Below are 19,446 nucleotides of genomic sequence, written 5' to 3'. Positions count from 1 at the left end.
AGCAAAAGAATGCTTTGATTTAGGTACGAGATAATAAACCTGAAAAAACAGTACGATAAGTGTATGCGCTTACGAGGGCAATACCACTTTAGACCTGTTAATTGGTCTACTACCTACGCGAAGATTAGCGAAGGAAGATAAATGAATGGTCGAAGTAATCACGTTGGCTAGGCATCATGATATGTCTAGTACGTCGAATATGTGCCATGATTTTAGATTTCCTCTTCATATACAACTCCATTATGAAATTCGAGAAAATTATTAATTCGTTTTTTTACGGCATGGAGTTTATCTAGGTGTTGCCAATAAAAATATGATCGGTGTCTTATTTTTAATTAACTGTAATTATTTATTGCAATAAGTTTTATCTGTGTAATTACAGTCAATCATCCTTAAGTATCATTATCTAAATAACGAAAGTAAATATTGTCAGTTTATTTTTAAAATTAAAAATGCATAAATTTATAAATAATAAATATCTAATTACGCGCAAACTACAGTATTAATTTGCTTGGTGATTTATAGGGTACGCCATCCTTGCATAAAAATGCAGATGAAGTCTTTACAAAATCACTTGAGTGCTTAAAGATGACAAAAAGTCGAGACTTTTTCTCAATTTTGAGCATTTAGGGAAGAAAATTGGCGTTTTGAGGCAGGTTTGCCACTTAAGACTGACGTAAATTAGCGGTGTTACGTATCAATTGGAGATTGTGATGAAGCATTTACATAAGTGGATAGTCGGAATTGGATTATTTACCGCAGTATTAGGGTCGGCGCAGGCTATGACCTTATCGAGCAAAGATATTAGTGAAGGTCAGCAATTATCTAATCAATTTGTTTTTAATGGTTTTGGCTGTACAGGCGCAAATATTTCGCCCCAACTTGCTTGGCGCGATGCCCCTGAAGGCACGAAAGCCTATGCGGTGACGGCGTATGATCCCGATGCACCGACGGGCAGCGGCTGGTGGCATTGGGCCGTTTACAATATTGGTGGCGATCAACAGCAATTAGCGCAAGGTGCGGGTTCTAAAGCCAATGCATTACCTAAAGGGGCGATTGCGCTAAAGAATGATTTTGGCACCACCGACTTTGGTGGTGCCTGTCCGCCACAGGGGCACGGAATGCATCGATATGAATTTACAGTGTGGGCGCTACCGTCGCCATTAGAGTTACCTAAGGATGCCTCACCCGCGCTGTTAGGCTTTATGCTCAATGCACAAGCTTTAGGGCACGCTAAGCTGACCGCAGTGTATCACCGCTGATATTACAGGGCTGATGTATGATCCGCATGTTTGAATACGATTCGAAACAGGCGCAGTCACTCTCACGGGTGCCTGTGCATCAGCCCTCGATTATTCGAGTGATCCAAGGGGAAAAGTCGTTGCTTTGGCAAGATGATACCCTCGCCGTGAATGCGGAACAGCTATTATTGTTACCCGCCGGAAGCCATATCAGTTTCGTCAATCGGCCGATGAGCGGACGTTACCGAGCGGTGCAACTCGTCTTGCCCTATGAGTTGCCCTCAGGCGTTACGCTGGCGGCAACCGATAGGATGATGCCAAAGCCTACACAAACAATCTCACGCTCGGTCGATTTTGCCTGGAATGCGTTACTGCATAGCCTGACCTTGGCGCTGCCCACATCGGTGCAGATGCATTATTTAGCCGCATTATTGTTAAGTTTGCCGCAGCAAAGTAGTGTGAATTGGCTTTATGGGCATAAGCAATCGAGTGTCACTCAAGCCGTATTGGCAATACTGAGTCAACATCCTTCTGCCCCATGGCAGCAAGAGGAAATCGCCGACAAGTTGCATATGAGCAGTGCAAGTTTAAGACGTAAACTGGCGCAGGAAGACACTAGCTTTAGGCAATTGCTCGCCGAAGTGCGCTTGTGCCAGGGTTTAGCACTGTTGCAAAACTCTAGCGATTCAGTTTTACAAGTCGCATTGTCTTGCGGGTACTTGTCAGCAGAAAAATTTTCGGCACGCTTTAAACAAACTTTCGGCCTGACACCCGCTGCATATCGCCGTACACTGTGAGTCGTCAATATCGTTAAATTAGGAAGTAGACATGGCAGAAGAGCAATTCACTGAAACTGGTTTTTGGAACAAAATCAAAATGTTTGGTCGCCAGGCTGGGCGTGAGGTGGTTGAGCGTGCTTTGTGGCTTTACTATGCTGCGCAAAAGCCTAATACACCTACGTGGGCCAAGTCGGTAATTTTTGGGGCCTTGGCGTATTTTATCTCGCCTTTAGATGCGATTCCCGATTTAACGCCGTTAGTCGGTTTTACTGATGATTTAGGGGCGTTAGCGGCGGCGTTGACTATGGTAACGCTTTATATTGATGATGAGGTTAAATCACTGGCTGCGGCTAAGTTAGCGTTGTGGTTTGGCGATGAGCCGACAACGCCTAAATCCTGATATCTCTGAGCATTAAACCTTAAAAATATGATTTTATTAGTGGTTAATGAAGATGAGTTGGCTTAGTTTTTTGAGGGTAAAAAAATTTTCTGTTAAACGTTTCACTATTACGCAATTGCGCTATATGCTAGCGCTGTTTTGTGAACCCATTGTGTGTGTTTAGGCAAATAAATGAAAAATATTATGGTGGTGATCCTGTGGTTGATAGGAGTCTCTGCCGCCACTCCCGTGTTCGCCGATAAGGCCTCGCCAGAACAACTCGCTCGTCTGTACCTCGATTTTATGGCTCAAACTAGTCGTCAGAGTGAAACTCTGTGGCCGGGATTTCGTCTTGACGATAAAGTCCACCTCTTCAGCTATGCGGGCAGTGTTTGGTTACGTCAGCCCGGTGGTGAGATTATTAAAGACAACAGTGTGTTAGAGTCAGTTAACCTTCACTCTGGTCTATCAGTTAATTTTGGTTTTCCTCAGTATCAAGGGTTGGCTGGTGTGCTGATCCAGCTCGAGTCTCCCACGATTCAATTTGATAGTACGACAAAAACTGCCGATTTGCCTTTCGTGATTTGGGCTGGCAATAGTGTGCATGAGGCGTTTCATTTTTACGCTCAATCCGAGTGGCGTGTATTAGAGGACGCTCGCCGCTATGAAGGGGAGGTCTACCCGCTTAATTTTGATGCGCGCTATTACCGTCTTCAGTTATTCAACTCGCTCATGTCAGCCTTAAAACAGCCCGAGCAACAAGCATTGTACTTAGGCCATGCTGCTTACTGGTTGCAGGCATGGCGTCAAACGGCGCCTAACGAAGATAAAGTCAGTTATGTGAGTGATTTAGTCGAAGGCAGTGCAAAATACGTTGAGTTGATTGCGGGCGCGCGCTTCCTGAGCCAAAACCAAACCTATCTCGGTTATCAACAGATACTGCTGCAATATGTGCAGGATTATTATCAACAGCAGCAAATGCTTGGCGGTTGGACGGCCGAAGCTGAGAATATCGGCGCACTTGCGGGAATACTGTTAGACAGCACTCAAGATGCCTATGTGTGGAAAGAGTCTGTCATGTCGGGCATGTTGCCTGTGGATTTACTGCTGGGTCGCATTAAGCCGATTACTCCACCGGTTGGGCAAAATAGTGCACAGAAGAAACGTCTGCAAGATATGCTGGCTTACTATCCGTCGACTGACCAAAAATTGGCTCAGCTATTGCGAGATGTGCAGGACCCCAAGGTGCCACTATTGGTCATGCCGAGCGTGAGCGATAGCAGTAGTTTTATGGATGTGGGGGAAGTTCGTTCCGGGTTTTATGTCGTGCCTTATCAAGAGGAAATGACTCAGGCTTATTTAGGGATGAGTGTGCAATTTAGTAACTTAAATGTCAGTGGTAGCCCCTTGTTGGATGTGCCTTTGCAAAATTATTGTGAGGGCATTGAAGCCGCAACTCTGTTACCTTTGGGGTTTTCCTTCCAACGCGAAGGTCAGTATCTGGTGTTTAATGAGCCGGAAATCCACGGAACAATAAGGGTTTCTGCAAGTGTTGTTGAGGGAAGAACCCTCTACTGTGCGATGAATTAATATGAGAAAAAATCAGCTCGAATTTACCTACATGCGTGGCATTGCGATTATTTTTATCGTGCTTGGGCATAGTATTTACAACTCTGAGGAAGGGTTTCCGTTATTGCTGGAAAATTTACTCAGAGGTGGCACGGCGCTGTTCGTGTTTATCTCTGGTTATTTTTTCCATCGGATTTTTTATAAGGACTTCGATTACGGTAAGTTCATGAAGAATAAAGTGCAAAATGTGCTTTATCCTTTCTTAGTGGTTTCTGCTGTTGGCTTATTCTGCTTGAGTTTGCGCTGGATTTTTATGGAGCATCAGCCACTTGAACAGTTGTTGCTCAGTATTTTTTATACCGTACGAAATGGTTATATCTTGTACCCGCATTGGTATATCCCTTTTATCATGGCAGTGTTTTTATTGTCGCCAGCATTTTTATGGTTTATTCGCTGCTCACAGCAAATGCGTTGGACGCTATTTGTACTGAGTTGTGTGGCGGCCATTTTGCTCCACAGACCCATAGGCAACGTTAACTTTATTCATTCAGTCGTTTATTTTATGCCTTTCTATTTGATTGGTATTTTATATTCCCAAGATGAACATCTTGTGTCGCGCTATGGTTCCATTTTAAGTGCGCTAGCAGGGATTTTCCTTATCGTGAGCTTGGTCGAACAGAGTTATATAGTGCAGCATGTGGGTAACTATCATAAAGCACCGTTTGAATATAACGGCATCGACTGGCAGTTTATCCAAAAACTGAGCCTGTGTGTGTTGGTGCTTAACTTCTGTGATTGGTTGTCAAAACTTAGTCGCTTACCTTGGCTTATCGAAATCGCCGAAATGAGTTTTGCGATTTTCTTTATCCATCCGCTGTTCGATATGTTGTTTAATACCACTGCAACGATATTCCGTTTACGTTTTCCGCCTGGGTCTGCTATCACGAGTATTCTGTTCTCGGCAGCGATTTTTCTCTTCCTGATGGTGGGCAGTATTATCACGGCACGCTTTATCAAAAAACGTTTAGGTAACCGTTCTCGTCTTTACATCGGTTGGTAATCCTTCACAAGCACAGGGGAATTAAGTTTAAATTTATTCCCCTGTGTTAGCGTGTTTTGCATTAAATTTCCCATGGAAAACATAATGCAAACTATCACCTTAGCACGTCTTGGAATTGTCGGCCTATGGATGGCAACGCCAGTATTTGCCAATGCGACTCCCAAACCTGTACTTGCCGTAGAACAAGAGACTTTCTTCAATCAATTAGCCGCCCATTGCGGTAAAGCGTTTGCGGGTAAAGTCGTCTCAAAGGACAGCGCCGATGCGGCTTTTCGTGATAAATCATTAGTGATGCATGTGCGCGAATGCAGCGATACTGAGCTGAAAATCCCATTCCATGTGGGAGACGACCATTCCCGTACTTGGGTGATCACTAAAACGGATCAGGGGTTAAGGCTAAAGCACGATCACCGCCATCAAGATGGGACTGAAGATAAAGTCACTATGTATGGTGGCGATACCGCCAGTATGGGAACCAGTCAAAAGCAATCATTTCCCATCGATCAGGCATCGATTGATAACTTTATGCAAAATGGCCTAACCCAGTCTGTCACCAATGTGTGGCATATAGAAGTTACGCCAAACACCTTCAGTTATTTACTCACTCGGGAAGCCCGTCATTTTCAAGTGGATTTTGATCTAACCCAGCCACAGCCTTTACCGCCAGTTCCTTGGGGGCATGAGTAGGTTAAAGCGTAATTAAAACAAAACCTCTGAGCTTTTAGAGTTCAGAGGTTTTCTGGAAGCGGTCTTGTAATCTTAGTTAGCCCTAGGCTCGAAGGTAAAAGATTGTCCCGCCAGTGCGGCTTCAAACATTAATCCGCCCTTGGCAACGGTAAAGACTGCCATGCCATTGATATAGGCTGCGGTGGCAGATTGATTACCACCGGCTTGACCAGCGCCTGCCGAGTTGCCTGTGGTGCCCGCTTTGGCGTTAGCGCCCATATTGATGGCAACGGCGGAGGCTTGGGCATCAAACTCAAAACTGCCACTGGTGAACTCATTGTAGGATTTGGCATCTTTAAAGAAGATGATTTCACTATAGGCTTGTCCACCTAATTGAAATCCAATAGATAGCTGGGTTAGGCTGGAGTCTCCCATATATTGCCCCGCTTGAAAAACCCGACCTTTGCCGTAGGCGGCGCCAATACCAATCCCACCTTTGCCAACTGTTGGAAAGAGGGCGTAGCCATAGGCGGTATCAAAAAATTTGCGGGTTTCCTTGGCTTGGTGAAAATTTTTTAAAGCCTCAGTGTAACTATCATCTGCTTGCGCAGCTGGTGCCAGTAAGCTGGCAATCAAGCAGGTCGATGCGACAACAAAAGATAAAATTGATTTCATGGGGTTCCTCCTTAAGTCTTGGTTCCATCAGACTACCCTTTGTTGTCACAAATGACAGCCTAAAGCTGCGTTAATGTCAGCTCGGATTCAGTTTTTCAATAAGACATGCTGCCAGTTTTGATTGCTAAGCGATGGTTTAGTTCTGAGGTGGATTGGGCGTGGTGGTCGATTTTTCCTTGCTATCGTTCGATTCTTGCTGCAGTTGCTGAATAAATTCAAACTCCTCGGGGGTGAGCACTCCTGAAGATGAAGATTCAACTTTGGGTTTAGGCACTGATAAATGGCCTTTCAAATACGCTGTGCGAGTGATCTGCTTTAGACCATAGGCGGCAAGTAAGTAGAAACTTAATAGTAAGCTTAAGCGGGGCAAGGCGTGGGATAAGGCTGAAAGCGAGTCGCCTAGATAAAAAGGCAGTACAACCACAAATACACGCAGTAGCCAGTTAAATAACATCGCTAAGGTTAGGCCAAATAACCAGCGGAAACGGATGATTTTCAAGGTGTCCTGTGGTGCATCGCTCAATGGCGGTTGACTGACTTTATATTGTTTAAGTAGATGCCAAAGAGCGACAAAATAGGCTGCTGTTTGAGTAAACAGCAGCAACGGCATTGCTAAACTCCAGTGGCTGAAATCGATTGTCAGCGGATTATTAAAGAATTCAGCCTGAAACCAAATGGCGTTTTTATGTAAGTTGAGCCGCAAAGTAATATCTATAACTGCAAGCAGTAGTGTGATAATCGCCGGCCAATAATGCCATGAAAAACCAATAGGCTCAGTATGTTGCTCTAAACTGCGTTTGCAATAGAGGTAAAGCAGTGGCATGAGTAAAAAATAAATCGGGGCAAGCAAATTAAATAATATGTGGATAGGAATTGGCGTGTTATCACGGTTAAGCATTCCCGTCAGAAAATACAGTGCGATGAGACTTAGAAAAGCCGCCAATAGCTTTTGATTATTGTCCGAATGATAGAAGTAGCGAATATAAATAGCTAACGCGAGGCAATGTAAGCCACCAAATAGGGATAACCACCAATAGGCTTGAGCAAAAAATGTATTAAATTCGTTCATTTTGTCACCTCGACGACCTGTTATATCAGGGAAATTCGAGGCGAAAAAGCATTCCTAGGTATTTTTCTGTGAAATGGCGATGCGTTGATGACGATTAGATGCGGCTTCGGGGACTGACGCAGGTACGGGATGACGCTCGGCCAGTAAGTGTTTGATTGCGCGAATGGGATGCGGTAACAGCATTCTCGGCCCCGCGAAAATCATGATCTCTTTGACCTGCGCCTTTTGGGCGGGCTTGTAGCAATGCACAGGGCACTTATTGCACGTGGGCTTATTTTGCCCATAGGGACAACGGTCGAGGCGAACGGCTGCATACTCTAGCAGTGCTAAACATTCTTCACACAGGCCGGATGCCGTTTGGCCTTGGTGCTTAGCTTTGCAATAGATCTTCGCCATCGCGCTAATGGTTTGATGCTCGTAGCGCAGTTTGCCTGTGAGTAGGGCCGCTGAGTCCATGGGAATACCTTAGTCTGTTACTCGGATAATCCCATCATAAGCAGCGGCGCGGGCTTGTTCAAAACGTAAGTGTCAATTTATGAAGATGCGCACAAAATAAGACTTTAAATGTGCATTACCTTATCGGCATCAAGTGTCCAGCGGGTGAGATCCTGTAAGGTGCCAATTTCAGCGCCTTCGAGCAGCATATCCGTATTCACTCCTCGCGCTTGAGCGCAGGTTTTACACAGTAAAATCGGGACTTGCTGAGCACTAAGGATCTCAAACATTTGCTGCAAGTTATAGCTTAAATCAGGCGTTGTCTGCTGTTTGAGTGCCCCAAATACCGCATCTGACATTAAAAAGATTTTGAGATCAACATCTTGCTCGGTTTGATCCTTGAGGGCTAAAGCAATGCGCAGGCTGTTAAACAGTTTTTCTGTGCCGTATGGGCTCGCGTGGGCAACAATAAGAATTTTTTGCATTAGGCTTTCCTTAATTTTTGCAAACGGTCATAAACCTTACCAGTCTAGCCGAATTGCTTATATCGATTTGCGTGCAAGATCGGATAAAACGGCATAAATACTTGATTTACACAGACACTATGGACTTTAATAGCGGTTAATCACTGCTCAACTTTTGGACAAAACTCCTTGTCAGTCGCAGACCACTGAGTCGTTCTGGCAAGCCAACTGCAATAGCTTCTAACAGGAAGCAGCCATAAAAGGTGAAGAAGAATGAAGGTCATTGTCGTTTTAATACTGATCGTTATCGGAGTGTTTTTATTTCGTCGTGCCCAGCGCTTGGCGAAGGAAGAGCGAGAGGCAATGATGGCAAAAAAAACAACTGAAATGACAAAGGATACTAATTCTTTCCCAGAAGTGGCTGAATCTACGCCCGAAGCTACTCCTCCAGTGAATAATACGCCTGAAGACGCTTCTGCTACTGTGAAAGCGCCTGAGATTGAATTAATGCCAAGGGAAGAGGAGCATCAGCCTAGCCGCGCCGAAATCGTTGCAATAAGTGAAGATATTATCGATGTCGATATTCCCGCTGTGCCCAATCAAGACCCTGTGATTATTTTGGCCGATGCCTCCGCAAATATTGAGAAAGAGGCTGAAATTAAACCTGTATCCTCCGAGGCCGAAGGCCTTGCGACACTAGGCCCATGGGCGAATGTGACATTGCAGCGTGCGTTCGAAGGTTATCAAAGTGCAGAGACCGAACTTGCGCGCTATAACGCGTTACAGGATGTGATTGCAGAGTGTTATAAGCAGCGAAAATCGACTGACTATTTAGCCTATGGTGCAGCACTGTGTGAGCTTTATCTGGCATTATTCCATCTAGCTAATGCCACCAAGCCCAAACAGGTTGAGCTTAAAACCACAGGCTTTATGCAACTTGCAACATTATTAAATGATACTCAAGCCTTTAACGAAGCTATCGCGTTATGTCAGCAGGCTGTCTCGCTTGGCTTAACCGACGGTACTGTCACTGGATTCGAAGGCCGGATCAGCCGTATTGAGAAGGCGCAGGCAAAAGCTGCAACTGCATAAAAGTGATAGTAAGAATGACTCTGTTGTCATGGTGTAAGGTTAAAGACTCTGGCATAAACCGGTTAATTCTAGCGCCTCAAATGCCCATAACCTAAAAGCGGTTATTTAACGGCTAAAAGCCGTGTAGAATCCGGAGACTTACCGCGCAAAAGGCGAACTAAGGTTCGCTTTTTTTATGAGCTATTTTTATGAAGTGTGTTGCGAGTTTCTTGAATCAAATCGTCAAAATGAAATTATCCTTGGTTGTCTTATTTGCCAGCTTGGGCCTTGGGCTGACAGGTTGCACTAAAACCCCGGAATGGACGCTATTTTATTATCCTAAGGCGATCTCGCTGCCAACGACGCCGTTACAACCTGATGATATCAATGGTTATTACGACACTCTCGAACAATGCCAGCGTAAAGCCCATGGATTACAGCGTTTAACGGGGTCAGGTATGAGTGGCTTCGAGGCCAGCGGCGCCGGCGTATATCAATGTGGCCAGCAGTGTGAGTTGAACGATAAGTCCGTGCTGGTGTGCAAGCAGCTCACTCAATAGGGAATGTATTGATGAAGTTCAAACAGGATTTTTTCACCCAATTGCCTGAGTTTTATTCCCAAGTCTATCCGCAGGGCATTAGTAACCCCCATTGGCTCGCTTGGAGTGAAGATGCCGCGTCATTAATTGGCTTAAATCAGCCAACAGATGAGTTATTACAGGGCTTATCGGGTAACGCGGCTGTTGAAGGTGCAAGCTATTATGCGCAGGTTTATAGCGGGCACCAGTTTGGTGGCTATACCCCTAGATTAGGCGATGGGCGCTCGATTATCCTCGGTGAAGCAATCGGCCCTAATGGTGCATGGGATGTGGCACTCAAAGGCGGCGGACCGACCCCTTATTCTCGTCATGGTGATGGCAGAGCCGTAATGCGCTCTGCGGTGCGGGAGTTTCTCGTTTCTGAGGCATTGCACCATTTAGGTGTGCCAACGACCCGTGCCTTGGCGGTGATCGGCTCTGATATGCCCGTTTGGCGCGAGAGCCAAGAAACCGCAGCCATTACTGTGCGTTTGGCGCGCAGCCATATCCGTTTCGGTCATTTCGAATTTTTCTGCCATAGCGAGCGTGGTCAAGCCGATAAGCTGACGCAATTGCTCAACTTTACCTTGAAGCAGCATTATCCGCATTTGAGTTGCGATCTGGCGGGTTATAAAGCTTGGTTTTTACAGGTGGTGCAAGATACCGCCAAGATGATCGCCCATTGGCAGGCTATCGGTTTTGCCCACGGGGTGATGAACACCGATAATATGTCGATTCTTGGTGATAGTTTCGATTTTGGCCCGTTTGCCTTCCTCGATACCTTCCAAGAAGACTTTATTTGCAATCATTCCGATCCTGAGGGGCGTTACGCCTTTGGTCAGCAGCCCGGCATTGGCCTGTGGAACCTGCAACGTTTAGCGCAGGCGTTGACGCCTGTTATCCCGTCAGATGATTTAATTGCCGCTTTGAATCAATATCAACATGCTTTAGTGCAGCATTATTTGATGCTGATGCGCGCTAAGTTAGGACTCGCTGAGCGAGCGGATTCGACAGCCGAGCAGGATCAACAGGACTTAGAACTCATTGACCGCTTTACCGTGTTGATGGAGAAAAATCAGCTGGATTACAGCAACACTTGGCGTCGATTTGGTCAGCTTGATCCTAGCAGTGTGCACTCGCCTTTGCGGGATGATTTTATTGATCTCAACGAGTTCGATACTTGGTATCAGGCCTATCAGGTGCGGCTCGGTGAGGTTACTGATGTTGAGGCGTGGCAGCAGGCGCGGAATAACATCAATCCCAAGTATATTTTGCGCAACTATTTGGCCCAAGAAGCGATTATCGCCGTTGAAGAAGGGGATCTTGCGCCGCTACAGCGTTTGCACCAAGTGTTGCGTCAACCGTTTAGCGAGCAAGCTGAGCATGACGATCTGGCCAAGCGTCCTCCGGATTGGGGGCAAGGGCTGATTATGTCGTGCAGTAGTTGATGGAAGTAAAGATGAAATTAAACGCCATTCAGTTAGATAGCGCCGCGTTAAGCTTAAGTGTGAGCGGTGATATCGATTTTGATCATTTCGAGGCCTTTGCCGAGCCGTTAGCCCAGGCCTTAGATTGCCGCGTGCGCGAGCGTCAATGGGGAGCCGATCGTCATCAATGGTTATTGGAGTTTGAAGGTACACCACTTTGTCTCAATTATGAGTTTTACGGCAATATCTGTTGGCTGAGTGTGGAGCGTGAGGCTGATGTTGAGGTGCTAGAATACCTTGCCACGCTGTTAAGCCGCCACTTATGAGCGCGCCACCATTTAATGAGAGAGTTCCAATGAGCCTAGATACGTTAAATCAACACCAAAGTGCTATCGATAATGCTGATTCGGGGGCGGCTTTTGCTTTTCAAGCTCTAACACCGGATTTGATTTTAGATGCTATCGAAAGTCTTGGCATTTACCCTGAAACGGGCCTACTTGCACTCAATAGCTACGAAAACCGCGTGTATCAATTTCGCAGTGATGAAGGGCGGCGCTATGTAGTGAAGTTTTATCGTCCAAATCGTTGGACCAATGCGCAAATTCAAGAGGAGCACGATTTTGCCCTCGCGCTTGCCGAGCAGGAAATCCCGATGGCGGTGCCAGCCTTAGTGCAAGGGCGTACCTTGCACCATTTCCAAGGTTTTCGGTTTGCACTGTTTCCTTCCATCGGTGGTCGAGCCTTTGAGGTCGATAATTTAGAACAGTTGGAATTTGTTGGCCGTTTTATCGGTCGTATACATCAGTACGGCGCGCAGTCGGTTTTTCATGCCCGCGAACCGCTCAATCCGCAAATCTTAGGCGATGAGCCTTTGGCGTGGTTGAAACAATCAGAATTAGTGCCGACTTCTCTACGGGTCGCCTTTTTCACCGTGGTCGAACAAGTGCTGGCGAAGGTCAACACCGTTTGGTCGCAGCAATGTTTCAAACCGATTCGCTTGCATGGCGATCTACACCCAGGGAATATTCTTTGGACACCCGATGGGCCGGGTTTTGTGGATTTAGACGATGCCCGCATGGGACCTGCCATTCAAGATTTATGGATGATGCTAACGGGGGATAGGGCGCAGCAGCAACTGCAACTCGAGGTATTGCTCGAAGCCTATGAGGAATTTTGTGAATTCGATACGCGGCAACTGGCGTTGATTGAACCCCTACGCGCATTACGGATGGTGCACTATAACGCTTGGATTGGCAGGCGTTGGCAAGATCCGGCTTTCCCTATGCATTTCCCATGGTTTGGGGATGAAAAGTATTGGGAGCAGCAGATTTTGGCATTTAAGGAGCAACTCGCGGCACTTAATGAACCACCGCTAAGTTTGATCCCTTATTAAATGTGTGAACAGGGTGGGATTTACGAGGCTCTCTTGCCTAACGGATTGAACTCTCAGCTTGAGTTACACTCAAAAAATGAAATATGTTAGGCTCCAGCTATTTTAGATAATTGATTTAAGGAAAATTCATGAAAAAAGCATTACTTATGGCGGCAGCGCTGTTATTGGCTCCATTAGCGGTTTCGGCAGCGGAATACAAAGAAGGCGTACATTACACTGTGATTAATGATGGTCCCGCGACAGCTAAACCTGAAATCACCGAGTTTTTCTCTTTCTATTGCCCACATTGCTACAACTTTTCGAAAACGGTTGTGCCTAAAATTTTGGCTGAAAAGCCTGCAGGTGTGGAATTTAACCAAGCCCACGTTGATTTTATCGGCAAAGAAATGGGCGTAGAGATGTCACGCGCTTTTGCGGTTGCTCATCAACTCAATGTCGATGAAAAAATCGATGCGGCTTTATTTGCTGCCATCCATGACAAGAAACAACACTTTACCAGCCGTGACGATGTGCGTGCCTTATTTGTGGCTAATGGCGTTGATGGTAAAGCTTTTGATGCCGCAGCAGATTCATTTATGGTCAAAGCCCAAATGGCGAAAATGAAGCGCGATACTGAAAACGCGAAACTTTCTGGCGTGCCTGCGATAGTGGTGAATGGCAAATACCGTGTTGAAACGGGTGCGATTAAGTCCTATGACGAGCTATTAGACATTGCATATTACTTAGCGAGAAAGTAATTATCTTAGGATTGCGGTGATTTAGTCATCTAATTGCAATCTAACTCATTGATAATGAATAAGTAACACAAAAGGAGCCGAGCGCTCCTTTTTTATTGGCCGCATCAAATTGTCCACGATACGTTGAACCAGTTTTGCGGAGAATGCGTATTAGGATTTAGGCAAAAAAAAACCGTACTTCCGATAATGGAGAGTACGGACTTGAGCCATATGGCTCATTTTTACCCTGAGTAACACGGATGATTTTAGATAAGCGTCAAAATAATGTCAATAGTCAAAATATTGACATTATTTTTAGGTGCTGTTGAATGACTATATTGCTTAATAAAATCAAGTTGTTAAGTTATTTGCATTGTAAGTATTGAAAAAAATCCTTTGTGGATGAAACTCAACAGGTCATCTTTCGGTCAAATACTGTGATCTATAACAACAAAAATGCATGTAGGGGGTTCTATGAGAGTTTTCCCTGTCTACGCACCTAAGCTTATTGTTAAGCATGCGCGTATTTTTCTCACTGGCGTGATATGGGTAAAAGACTTAGGTCGATTGGAATTTGAAAAAGGAAGATTTTTATTACCGAGAAAAAGCCTGCCAAAAGTAAAGCAGGCTATCTTAGAGCTGAACGAATTGATTGAAGCGCAGAATCATCAAACTAAAACAGCTTAGATTTCACTATTGAGCAAGCCAACAAGTCCGGTAACTTTCTCGTTCCAAGAACTCAGTTCTTGCTGCAATTGTTGGTTTTGCTCACTTAATTGTTGGTTTTGCTCACTCAAGGTTGACGTCTTTTGCTTCTCTTCCTCTAGCTCCATTTTTAGAAGCTCGATAGTTTCGAGTGTAGCCTGGATCTTGGTTTCCAGTTTGGACAGTAATTCAAGGCTCATCTGGAGAGTCCTATAGTTTCTGGATGGGACTGTGATTCTAGCAGTGCCAAGAGCATAAGGAATAGCAGTCTTTGCCGTTTGGCTAAAAAATACCCGATAACGGAGTGCTAATTTAAGTTTTTTTGCATTTGTTATTAACTCGTTAGTATTCTTGGTTTTATTTATTATCGGAATGGCCCATGACATCAAGCCTGCTCGCCATAATTCCCCTGTTATTAACCTTAGTGTTAGCCCTATGGTTGCGACGTACCTTAGTTGCCCTAGGTGTTGGTATCCTCTCGGGCGCCTTGATTATTGCCCACTTCAATATACTGCAAAGCTTAAGTTATCTTGTGGAGATAGGCGTTAAGCAGTTTTATAGCCAAGATTCATGGCAATGGTGGCATTTAAACGTGCTAATGGCCATGTTATTACTGGGTAGCATGACGCAGCTACTTGCCCGAAGTGGTGCGGTAGGGCAGTTCGGTGATTGGTTATATCAGCGTATTCGTACGGGCCGACAAGCGCGTATTGGTGTCGTATTGCTGGGTTGGTTAGTGTTTATTGATGGCATTTTTAGCTGCCTTGCCGTAGGGCATGTGTGCCAACCGTTGAGCCAGCGTTATGGTATCCGTCAGACGCAACTGGCTTATTTGGTTGACTCTAATGCGTCGCCGCTTTGTTCCTTATTGCCTTTTTCTAGCTGGGGGCCCTATGTGATGGCGCTACTGGCGGGACTCAGCTTTTTACCCGTTTCAGCCCTTGAAGCCTTTATCGAGGTGGCCTTATCCAATTTTTATGCGATTACGACTTTAGGTTTGTCGTTGATTGTGGCCTGGTTTGGGGTCGGATTTCATCCTGTAGAGAGGGCTGCGTTGGGAGCTGAGCCGCTGGATGCTGATCATGTTGAAATTGTATCGCCTAGCACTCAAGGGAATCCTTGGCTGTTGTCCATTCCGATGCTGACCTTACTGTGCGCCTCTGTCGGTTTAACTCTCTGGTCTGGCGCGCAGCAGGTGCCGTCATGGGATATTTCGGCCTGGTTAGCCAGCGCTGATATTGGCGCTGCGATGCGTGATGCCTGTTTGTTATCGACGTTAGTGACTCTAGTGTTGTTGCTGCTGTCGGGCCGAAGCATAGGGAAACTGCTGGCGGACTTGGCGCATGGGGTGCGGATGATCGCCTTTGCCATCGCGATTTTACTCTGCACTTGGATGATAGGTGCTGTAATCCAAGATCTGGGCGTGGCGAGTTTATTGGCCGATTGGGCAAAATGGTATTTATCCCCCAGTTTGCTGGTGGCGGGGATGTTCCTACTCTGCGCTATCATGGCCTTTGCCACTGGCTCAAGCTGGGGAACCTTTGCGATTATGATCCCCATCGGCGGAGAAACCGCCCATAACATGGATGCCAGCTTGCTGTTACCAGTATTAAGTGCGGTGATGGCAGGCTCGGTGTTTGGCGATCACTGCTCGCCAATTTCCGATACCAGCGTGCTGAGCGCGACGAGCTCAGGCTGTTTACCCCATGACCATGTGGTGACTCAACTGCCCTTCGCATTAATTGCTGCTGTTGCGGCATTAGTGGGATTTCAGTTAGTCAATTTATCTGTGGCAACAGTGTTTGTATGGTGTGGCGTGATATTTACGGCGCTAGGTTTGCTCATGCTAATGACGCGCTTTTATCCACCCTGGCTGGGCGCTCGTTCGCAGACAAACTAAGCCTTTCGGGGTAAAATGGTCACAGAATTAACTATCTGATTTAAGAGATTATCCCTATGAGCATTACCCGTTTAGATGTTGGTACACGTATGAGCAGCATAGTGATCCACCAAGGTACAGTGTACTTATGTGGCCAAGTGGCGAAGGATAAGTATCAAAACATCACCGAACAAACGACGACTATGCTAGAGGAAGTTGATACCCTGTTAGCGCAGGCGGGCAGTTCCCGTGAGCACTTGTTGTCAGCCACTATCTATCTAAAGGATATGAATGACTACGATGCCATGAATGCCGTTTGGGACGCTTGGGTACCACAAGGTCATGCGCCTGCCCGTGCCTGTGTACAGGCGGCGATTGCCGAGCCCGAATATTTGGTTGAAGTCTCTGTGATTGCAGCTGTAGCCAAGGCGTAAACCGCGATCGACAGCTAAGTCAGTCGTAAAGCCAAGTTAATACTTGGCTTTATTCGTCATCAGGTAATTGCTGCCAGAGATTCTGGTGTCATATCCGTCGCAACAACGCGATTTTCAATTAGAACAAGATCTTCAGTTAGAAATAGCGGGCTAAGTTCGACGGAATTGCGGGGCTGTGCGAGGCATACTGTGCCTGCAACCCTTGGGAGATGGCTTCAATATCCAGTGTTGGTAAAGCTTGCGCTATGATGGCCGCAGCCCAAGATACGTGGAGCTTGAGTTGAGTATAATGTTCAGTTTCAACAAACCGTGCCAACGAATAACGGCTGCCACCCAATCCGTGTCCCCAACCTTCGCTAACGTCAAAGGGGGAATCGAGTCGCTTGCTATCAAACTCCACCAAGTAGGGAGATTGGCCGTGGTGACCACCAGTCCAATCGCCTAATTCCAACAGCAGAATCATCCTTGCCATTTATTTTTGCTCCTTTGTTATTGGCTCGCAATCATAACACGGCCAAAACTAGCTGCGGGATCCGTGGGCGTGATGGCGATAATGCTATCTAGCCGCAGTATTTGCTGGCCCGCTTGATGTTCAACGACCAGCCATTCAGTATTATCTGCATGGGTCTGAGTCGTAATTGCCCGTGCTTGGCACTGGCTGCCGTCCTGTAACTCAATCTTGAGCCAATAGCTCCGAAGGCAAGCCAGTTCAAGGTAGTCGTAGTGGGCACAGGGGATTATTTTATACTCAGACATCATCTTTGTTCTCAGTTGAATGATTTAGATGCAATTCAAGGTCTCATATTCAGCGATAGGAGAATTGAATATGAAGTGCATCTTACTCTTTGGTCTTTTGTGGTTGCAGTTTTGGCAACCCGTATTGGCTCAGACATTGGCCCCTTTTCAAGCGCAGAGTGCAGCGACCCGTCCATATATTATCGAACTTTACACCTCACAGGGATGTAGCAGTTGCCCGCCCGCCGAAGCTTGGTTATCTGAGCAGTTTAACCAGACCGATTTATGGCAGAAATATTTTCCGCTAGCCTTTCATGTGACCTATTGGGATTACCTTGGTTGGCGGGATATTTTTGGTCAAAAAGCATTTAGTGAGCGCCAATATCAACATTTAAACCAAAAGCATACACGGCAAGTGTATACGCCACAGTTTGTGATTAATGCTAAGGAGTGGCGTGGCTGGTTTTCGGGTGAATTAACCGAGATTTTTGCCGTGCCTCAACCTGAGGTGGGTGTGCTTAAAGTGCGTATCGCCAACCAGCAGCTTGAGGCGAGTTTTGTGCCACAGCAACCTTGGGGGCAGCATAAAGATCTGAGTCAAGCACGTTTACAGTTAGCACTCGTCGGCTCAGGGTTAACTAGTGAAATTAAACGCGGTGAGAATCGCCATAAGCAGTTAACCCATGACTTTGTTGTATTTAGCATGCAATCAATCCCTGTGAGTGTCCGTGCGACGGAGTTTGTTGCATCAGATTCAGCACTGTATTTTGAGCAATATCTCAATAGCATTCCGGCTACGGCGCAGAAGGCGCCTCATTTAGCTTGGGTGGTGTGGTTAACGCTAAATGAAGAGCCCATACAAGCCGTCGGTGGTTGGCTTGAGGCGAAGCAGGGGGAAATCCAAAGTCAATAAGGGAAGTAGAATCAACCTATTCAAGATTACGGCAAGCTAATAAGACATTTTTGCAGGGTTATTTTATCGGCTAAGACTTTTAGATGAATCTCACCTATTGACTTTATTCCTGTCGCTACCTAGTCTGCTTGTTCAGTAATCAAGGTGGTATGCGATGGAAATAAAATACGATTTAAAACCTGCGTCCGAACGCCGTACTGAGCAATTCAAGCCCGAAGGAAATGTGGGCTTCGGTAGCCTCAGAACCGATCATATGTTTTTAATGGATTATCGCGATGGTGAGTGGCGCGATCCTCGTATTGTGCCCTATGGCCCGTTTGAAATGGCGCCGGGTGCGATGGCCCTGCATTATGGTCAGTCAATCTTCGAAGGCGCCAAGGCCTTTATGCATGAAGATGGCGAAATTTACACGTTCCGCATCAACAAAAACGCCGAGCGTATGAATCGCTCTGCGGATATTGTCTGTATTCCTAATATTGATGAGCAGATGCAAATCGATGCGATTAACGCCTTGATCGACGTAGACCGTCTTTGGTTCCCGATGCAAGAAGGTGCCTGTTTATACATTCGCCCCTTTATTTTTGCGACCGAAGACCGTCTGTCTGTGAGTCCAAGTTCGCGCTACACATTCTGCGTGGTGTTAAGCCCAAGTGGTGCTTACTACGCGGCGGGTGTGAATAAAGGTATTCGTCTGCTGATCAGCAAAACTTACCATCGCGCCGTATCGGGTGGTACTGGCGCCTCTAAAGCAGCGGGTAACTATGCTGCCTCATTGCGTGCGGGTAAAGCTGCCGCACAGTTTGGTGCTTCGCAGGTACTGTATTTAGATGCGAACAACCAACAGATTGAAGAAGCGGGCGCGATGAACCACTTCCACATTCTGAAAGACGGCACAGTGATCATCCCAACCTTCACCGATACCATTTTAAAATCGATTACCTCGCAATCTATTATGGAGCTGGGTGAATTGCTAGGCTGCGAAGTGCGCCAAGAGACGGTCATGCTGGATAAGTTTATCGCCGATATCGAATCCGGTGAGATTATCGAAGCGGGAGGTTTTGGGACTGCTGCCGTAGTGTCTGCTGTCGGTTCCTATATTTTTGAAGATGGTCGAGTGGTGACTGTGGGCAACGGTGAAGTAGGTGAGCATATTCAACGCATCTACAAGCTGTATACCGATATCCAGAAAGGCCATATTCAAGGCCCTGATGGCTGGGTGAGACGCGTTGAGCGTATCGCACCTTAATAGTTTCTAAAT

At 46.2% G+C, this 19,446-nt stretch carries 24 protein-coding genes; 17 read left to right on the top strand and 7 right to left on the bottom strand.

Features of this window, described 5'->3' with window-relative positions; genetic code table 11:
• The first annotated feature begins 713 nt into the window (after window positions 1–713).
• From HG547_RS08760 to HG547_RS08735, 6 genes are all read left to right on the top strand, one after another.
• The gene (locus HG547_RS08760; RefSeq protein ID WP_169547632.1) at window positions 714–1,262 is read left to right on the top strand and encodes a YbhB/YbcL family Raf kinase inhibitor-like protein; all 549 of its coding nucleotides are present in this window, start codon (window positions 714–716) and stop codon (window positions 1,260–1,262) included.
• Window positions 1,263–1,279: 17 nt separating this feature from the next.
• Complete coding sequence (locus HG547_RS08755; protein WP_037413785.1) at window positions 1,280–2,038, top strand: AraC family transcriptional regulator; 759 nt, start codon at window positions 1,280–1,282, stop codon at window positions 2,036–2,038.
• 31 nt (window positions 2,039–2,069) lie between these two features.
• On the top strand, window positions 2,070–2,420 hold the full coding sequence (locus HG547_RS08750; RefSeq protein WP_037413772.1) for a YkvA family protein: 351 nt from the start codon (window positions 2,070–2,072) through the stop codon (window positions 2,418–2,420).
• A gap of 171 nt (window positions 2,421–2,591) precedes the next feature.
• Window positions 2,592–3,989: a hypothetical protein gene (locus tag HG547_RS08745; RefSeq protein WP_169547631.1), complete on the top strand. Its 1,398-nt coding sequence runs from the start codon at window positions 2,592–2,594 to the stop codon at window positions 3,987–3,989.
• Window position 3,990: 1 nt separating this feature from the next.
• Window positions 3,991–5,028 (top strand): acyltransferase, encoded by a 1,038-nt coding sequence (locus HG547_RS08740; protein WP_169547630.1) that lies wholly within the window; start codon window positions 3,991–3,993, stop codon window positions 5,026–5,028.
• 129 nt (window positions 5,029–5,157) lie between these two features.
• Window positions 5,158–5,715: a hypothetical protein gene (locus HG547_RS08735; RefSeq protein WP_052184054.1), complete on the top strand. Its 558-nt coding sequence runs from the start codon at window positions 5,158–5,160 to the stop codon at window positions 5,713–5,715.
• 72 nt (window positions 5,716–5,787) lie between these two features.
• Here the strand turns inward: HG547_RS08735 and HG547_RS08730 are convergent, their stop codons facing one another.
• From HG547_RS08730 to HG547_RS08715, 4 genes are all read right to left on the bottom strand, one after another.
• Window positions 5,788–6,369, bottom strand: coding sequence for a lipid-binding SYLF domain-containing protein (locus tag HG547_RS08730; protein WP_037413762.1), 582 nt, complete (start codon window positions 6,367–6,369; stop codon window positions 5,788–5,790).
• 136 nt (window positions 6,370–6,505) lie between these two features.
• Complete coding sequence (locus HG547_RS08725; RefSeq protein WP_169547629.1) at window positions 6,506–7,438, bottom strand: hypothetical protein; 933 nt, start codon at window positions 7,436–7,438, stop codon at window positions 6,506–6,508.
• 54 nt (window positions 7,439–7,492) lie between these two features.
• On the bottom strand, window positions 7,493–7,894 hold the full coding sequence (locus HG547_RS08720; protein ID WP_169547628.1) for a nitrous oxide-stimulated promoter family protein: 402 nt from the start codon (window positions 7,892–7,894) through the stop codon (window positions 7,493–7,495).
• 104 nt (window positions 7,895–7,998) lie between these two features.
• Window positions 7,999–8,358, bottom strand: a complete 360-nt coding sequence (locus tag HG547_RS08715) for a DsrE family protein (RefSeq protein WP_047534199.1) — start codon at window positions 8,356–8,358, stop codon at window positions 7,999–8,001.
• 252 nt (window positions 8,359–8,610) lie between these two features.
• Between HG547_RS08715 and HG547_RS08710 the strand changes: the two genes are divergently transcribed.
• From HG547_RS08710 to HG547_RS08680, 7 genes are all read left to right on the top strand, one after another.
• Window positions 8,611–9,429, top strand: a complete 819-nt coding sequence (locus tag HG547_RS08710; protein ID WP_169547627.1) for a hypothetical protein — start codon at window positions 8,611–8,613, stop codon at window positions 9,427–9,429.
• Window positions 9,430–9,656: 227 nt separating this feature from the next.
• Window positions 9,657–9,968, top strand: coding sequence for a hypothetical protein (locus tag HG547_RS08705; protein ID WP_169547644.1), 312 nt, complete (start codon window positions 9,657–9,659; stop codon window positions 9,966–9,968).
• Between the two features lie 11 nt (window positions 9,969–9,979).
• Window positions 9,980–11,434, top strand: coding sequence for a protein adenylyltransferase SelO (locus HG547_RS08700; RefSeq protein WP_169547626.1), 1,455 nt, complete (start codon window positions 9,980–9,982; stop codon window positions 11,432–11,434).
• 11 nt (window positions 11,435–11,445) lie between these two features.
• On the top strand, window positions 11,446–11,739 hold the full coding sequence (locus HG547_RS08695) for a DUF3630 family protein (RefSeq protein WP_248278724.1): 294 nt from the start codon (window positions 11,446–11,448) through the stop codon (window positions 11,737–11,739).
• A 29-nt stretch (window positions 11,740–11,768) separates the two neighbouring features.
• Window positions 11,769–12,806, top strand: a complete 1,038-nt coding sequence (locus HG547_RS08690; RefSeq protein WP_169547624.1) for a serine/threonine protein kinase — start codon at window positions 11,769–11,771, stop codon at window positions 12,804–12,806.
• 128 nt (window positions 12,807–12,934) lie between these two features.
• Entirely contained in the window at window positions 12,935–13,543 is a 609-nt protein-coding gene (locus HG547_RS08685; RefSeq protein WP_047534208.1) for a thiol:disulfide interchange protein DsbA/DsbL, read from the top strand.
• A 453-nt stretch (window positions 13,544–13,996) separates the two neighbouring features.
• Window positions 13,997–14,209, top strand: coding sequence for a DUF1107 domain-containing protein (locus HG547_RS08680; RefSeq protein WP_011070699.1), 213 nt, complete (start codon window positions 13,997–13,999; stop codon window positions 14,207–14,209).
• On the opposite strand, the gene HG547_RS08675 is transcribed toward HG547_RS08680, so the two are convergent.
• Window positions 14,206–14,427, bottom strand: a complete 222-nt coding sequence (locus HG547_RS08675; protein WP_037413745.1) for a cell division protein ZapB — start codon at window positions 14,425–14,427, stop codon at window positions 14,206–14,208. The two genes, HG547_RS08680 and HG547_RS08675, sit on opposite strands and share 4 nt — an antisense overlap.
• 179 nt (window positions 14,428–14,606) lie before the next feature.
• Here HG547_RS08675 and HG547_RS08670 point away from each other — a divergent pair, with 179 nt between their 5' ends.
• Both HG547_RS08670 and HG547_RS08665 read left to right on the top strand, forming a co-directional pair.
• Window positions 14,607–16,127 carry a Na+/H+ antiporter NhaC family protein gene (locus HG547_RS08670; RefSeq protein ID WP_169547623.1) on the top strand — a complete coding sequence of 507 codons (1,521 nt, stop codon included), beginning with the start codon at window positions 14,607–14,609 and terminating at the stop codon, window positions 16,125–16,127.
• Window positions 16,128–16,183: 56 nt separating this feature from the next.
• Complete coding sequence (locus tag HG547_RS08665; protein WP_037413739.1) at window positions 16,184–16,540, top strand: RidA family protein; 357 nt, start codon at window positions 16,184–16,186, stop codon at window positions 16,538–16,540.
• Between the two features lie 136 nt (window positions 16,541–16,676).
• Here the strand turns inward: HG547_RS08665 and HG547_RS08660 are convergent, their stop codons facing one another.
• Entirely contained in the window at window positions 16,677–17,012 is a 336-nt protein-coding gene (locus HG547_RS08660) for a hypothetical protein (RefSeq protein ID WP_169547622.1), read from the bottom strand.
• A gap of 17 nt (window positions 17,013–17,029) precedes the next feature.
• Window positions 17,030–17,296 (bottom strand): Rho-binding antiterminator, encoded by a 267-nt coding sequence (locus tag HG547_RS08655; protein ID WP_169547643.1) that lies wholly within the window; start codon window positions 17,294–17,296, stop codon window positions 17,030–17,032.
• A gap of 70 nt (window positions 17,297–17,366) precedes the next feature.
• Here HG547_RS08655 and HG547_RS08650 point away from each other — a divergent pair, with 70 nt between their 5' ends.
• Both HG547_RS08650 and HG547_RS08645 read left to right on the top strand, forming a co-directional pair.
• Window positions 17,367–18,188, top strand: a complete 822-nt coding sequence (locus HG547_RS08650; protein ID WP_248278723.1) for a DUF1223 domain-containing protein — start codon at window positions 17,367–17,369, stop codon at window positions 18,186–18,188.
• A 154-nt stretch (window positions 18,189–18,342) separates the two neighbouring features.
• Window positions 18,343–19,434 carry a branched-chain amino acid aminotransferase gene (locus HG547_RS08645; protein ID WP_047534222.1) on the top strand — a complete coding sequence of 364 codons (1,092 nt, stop codon included), beginning with the start codon at window positions 18,343–18,345 and terminating at the stop codon, window positions 19,432–19,434.
• Window positions 19,435–19,446: the final 12 nt, after the last annotated feature.

It is taken from the genome of Shewanella sp. DNRA4 (assembly GCF_012843185.1).
In the GTDB taxonomy this organism is placed as follows: Bacteria; Pseudomonadota; Gammaproteobacteria; order Enterobacterales; family Shewanellaceae; genus Shewanella; species Shewanella xiamenensis.
Note: the sequence above shows the minus strand (reverse complement) of the source record. Positions and strands in the feature narration are given on the sequence as shown.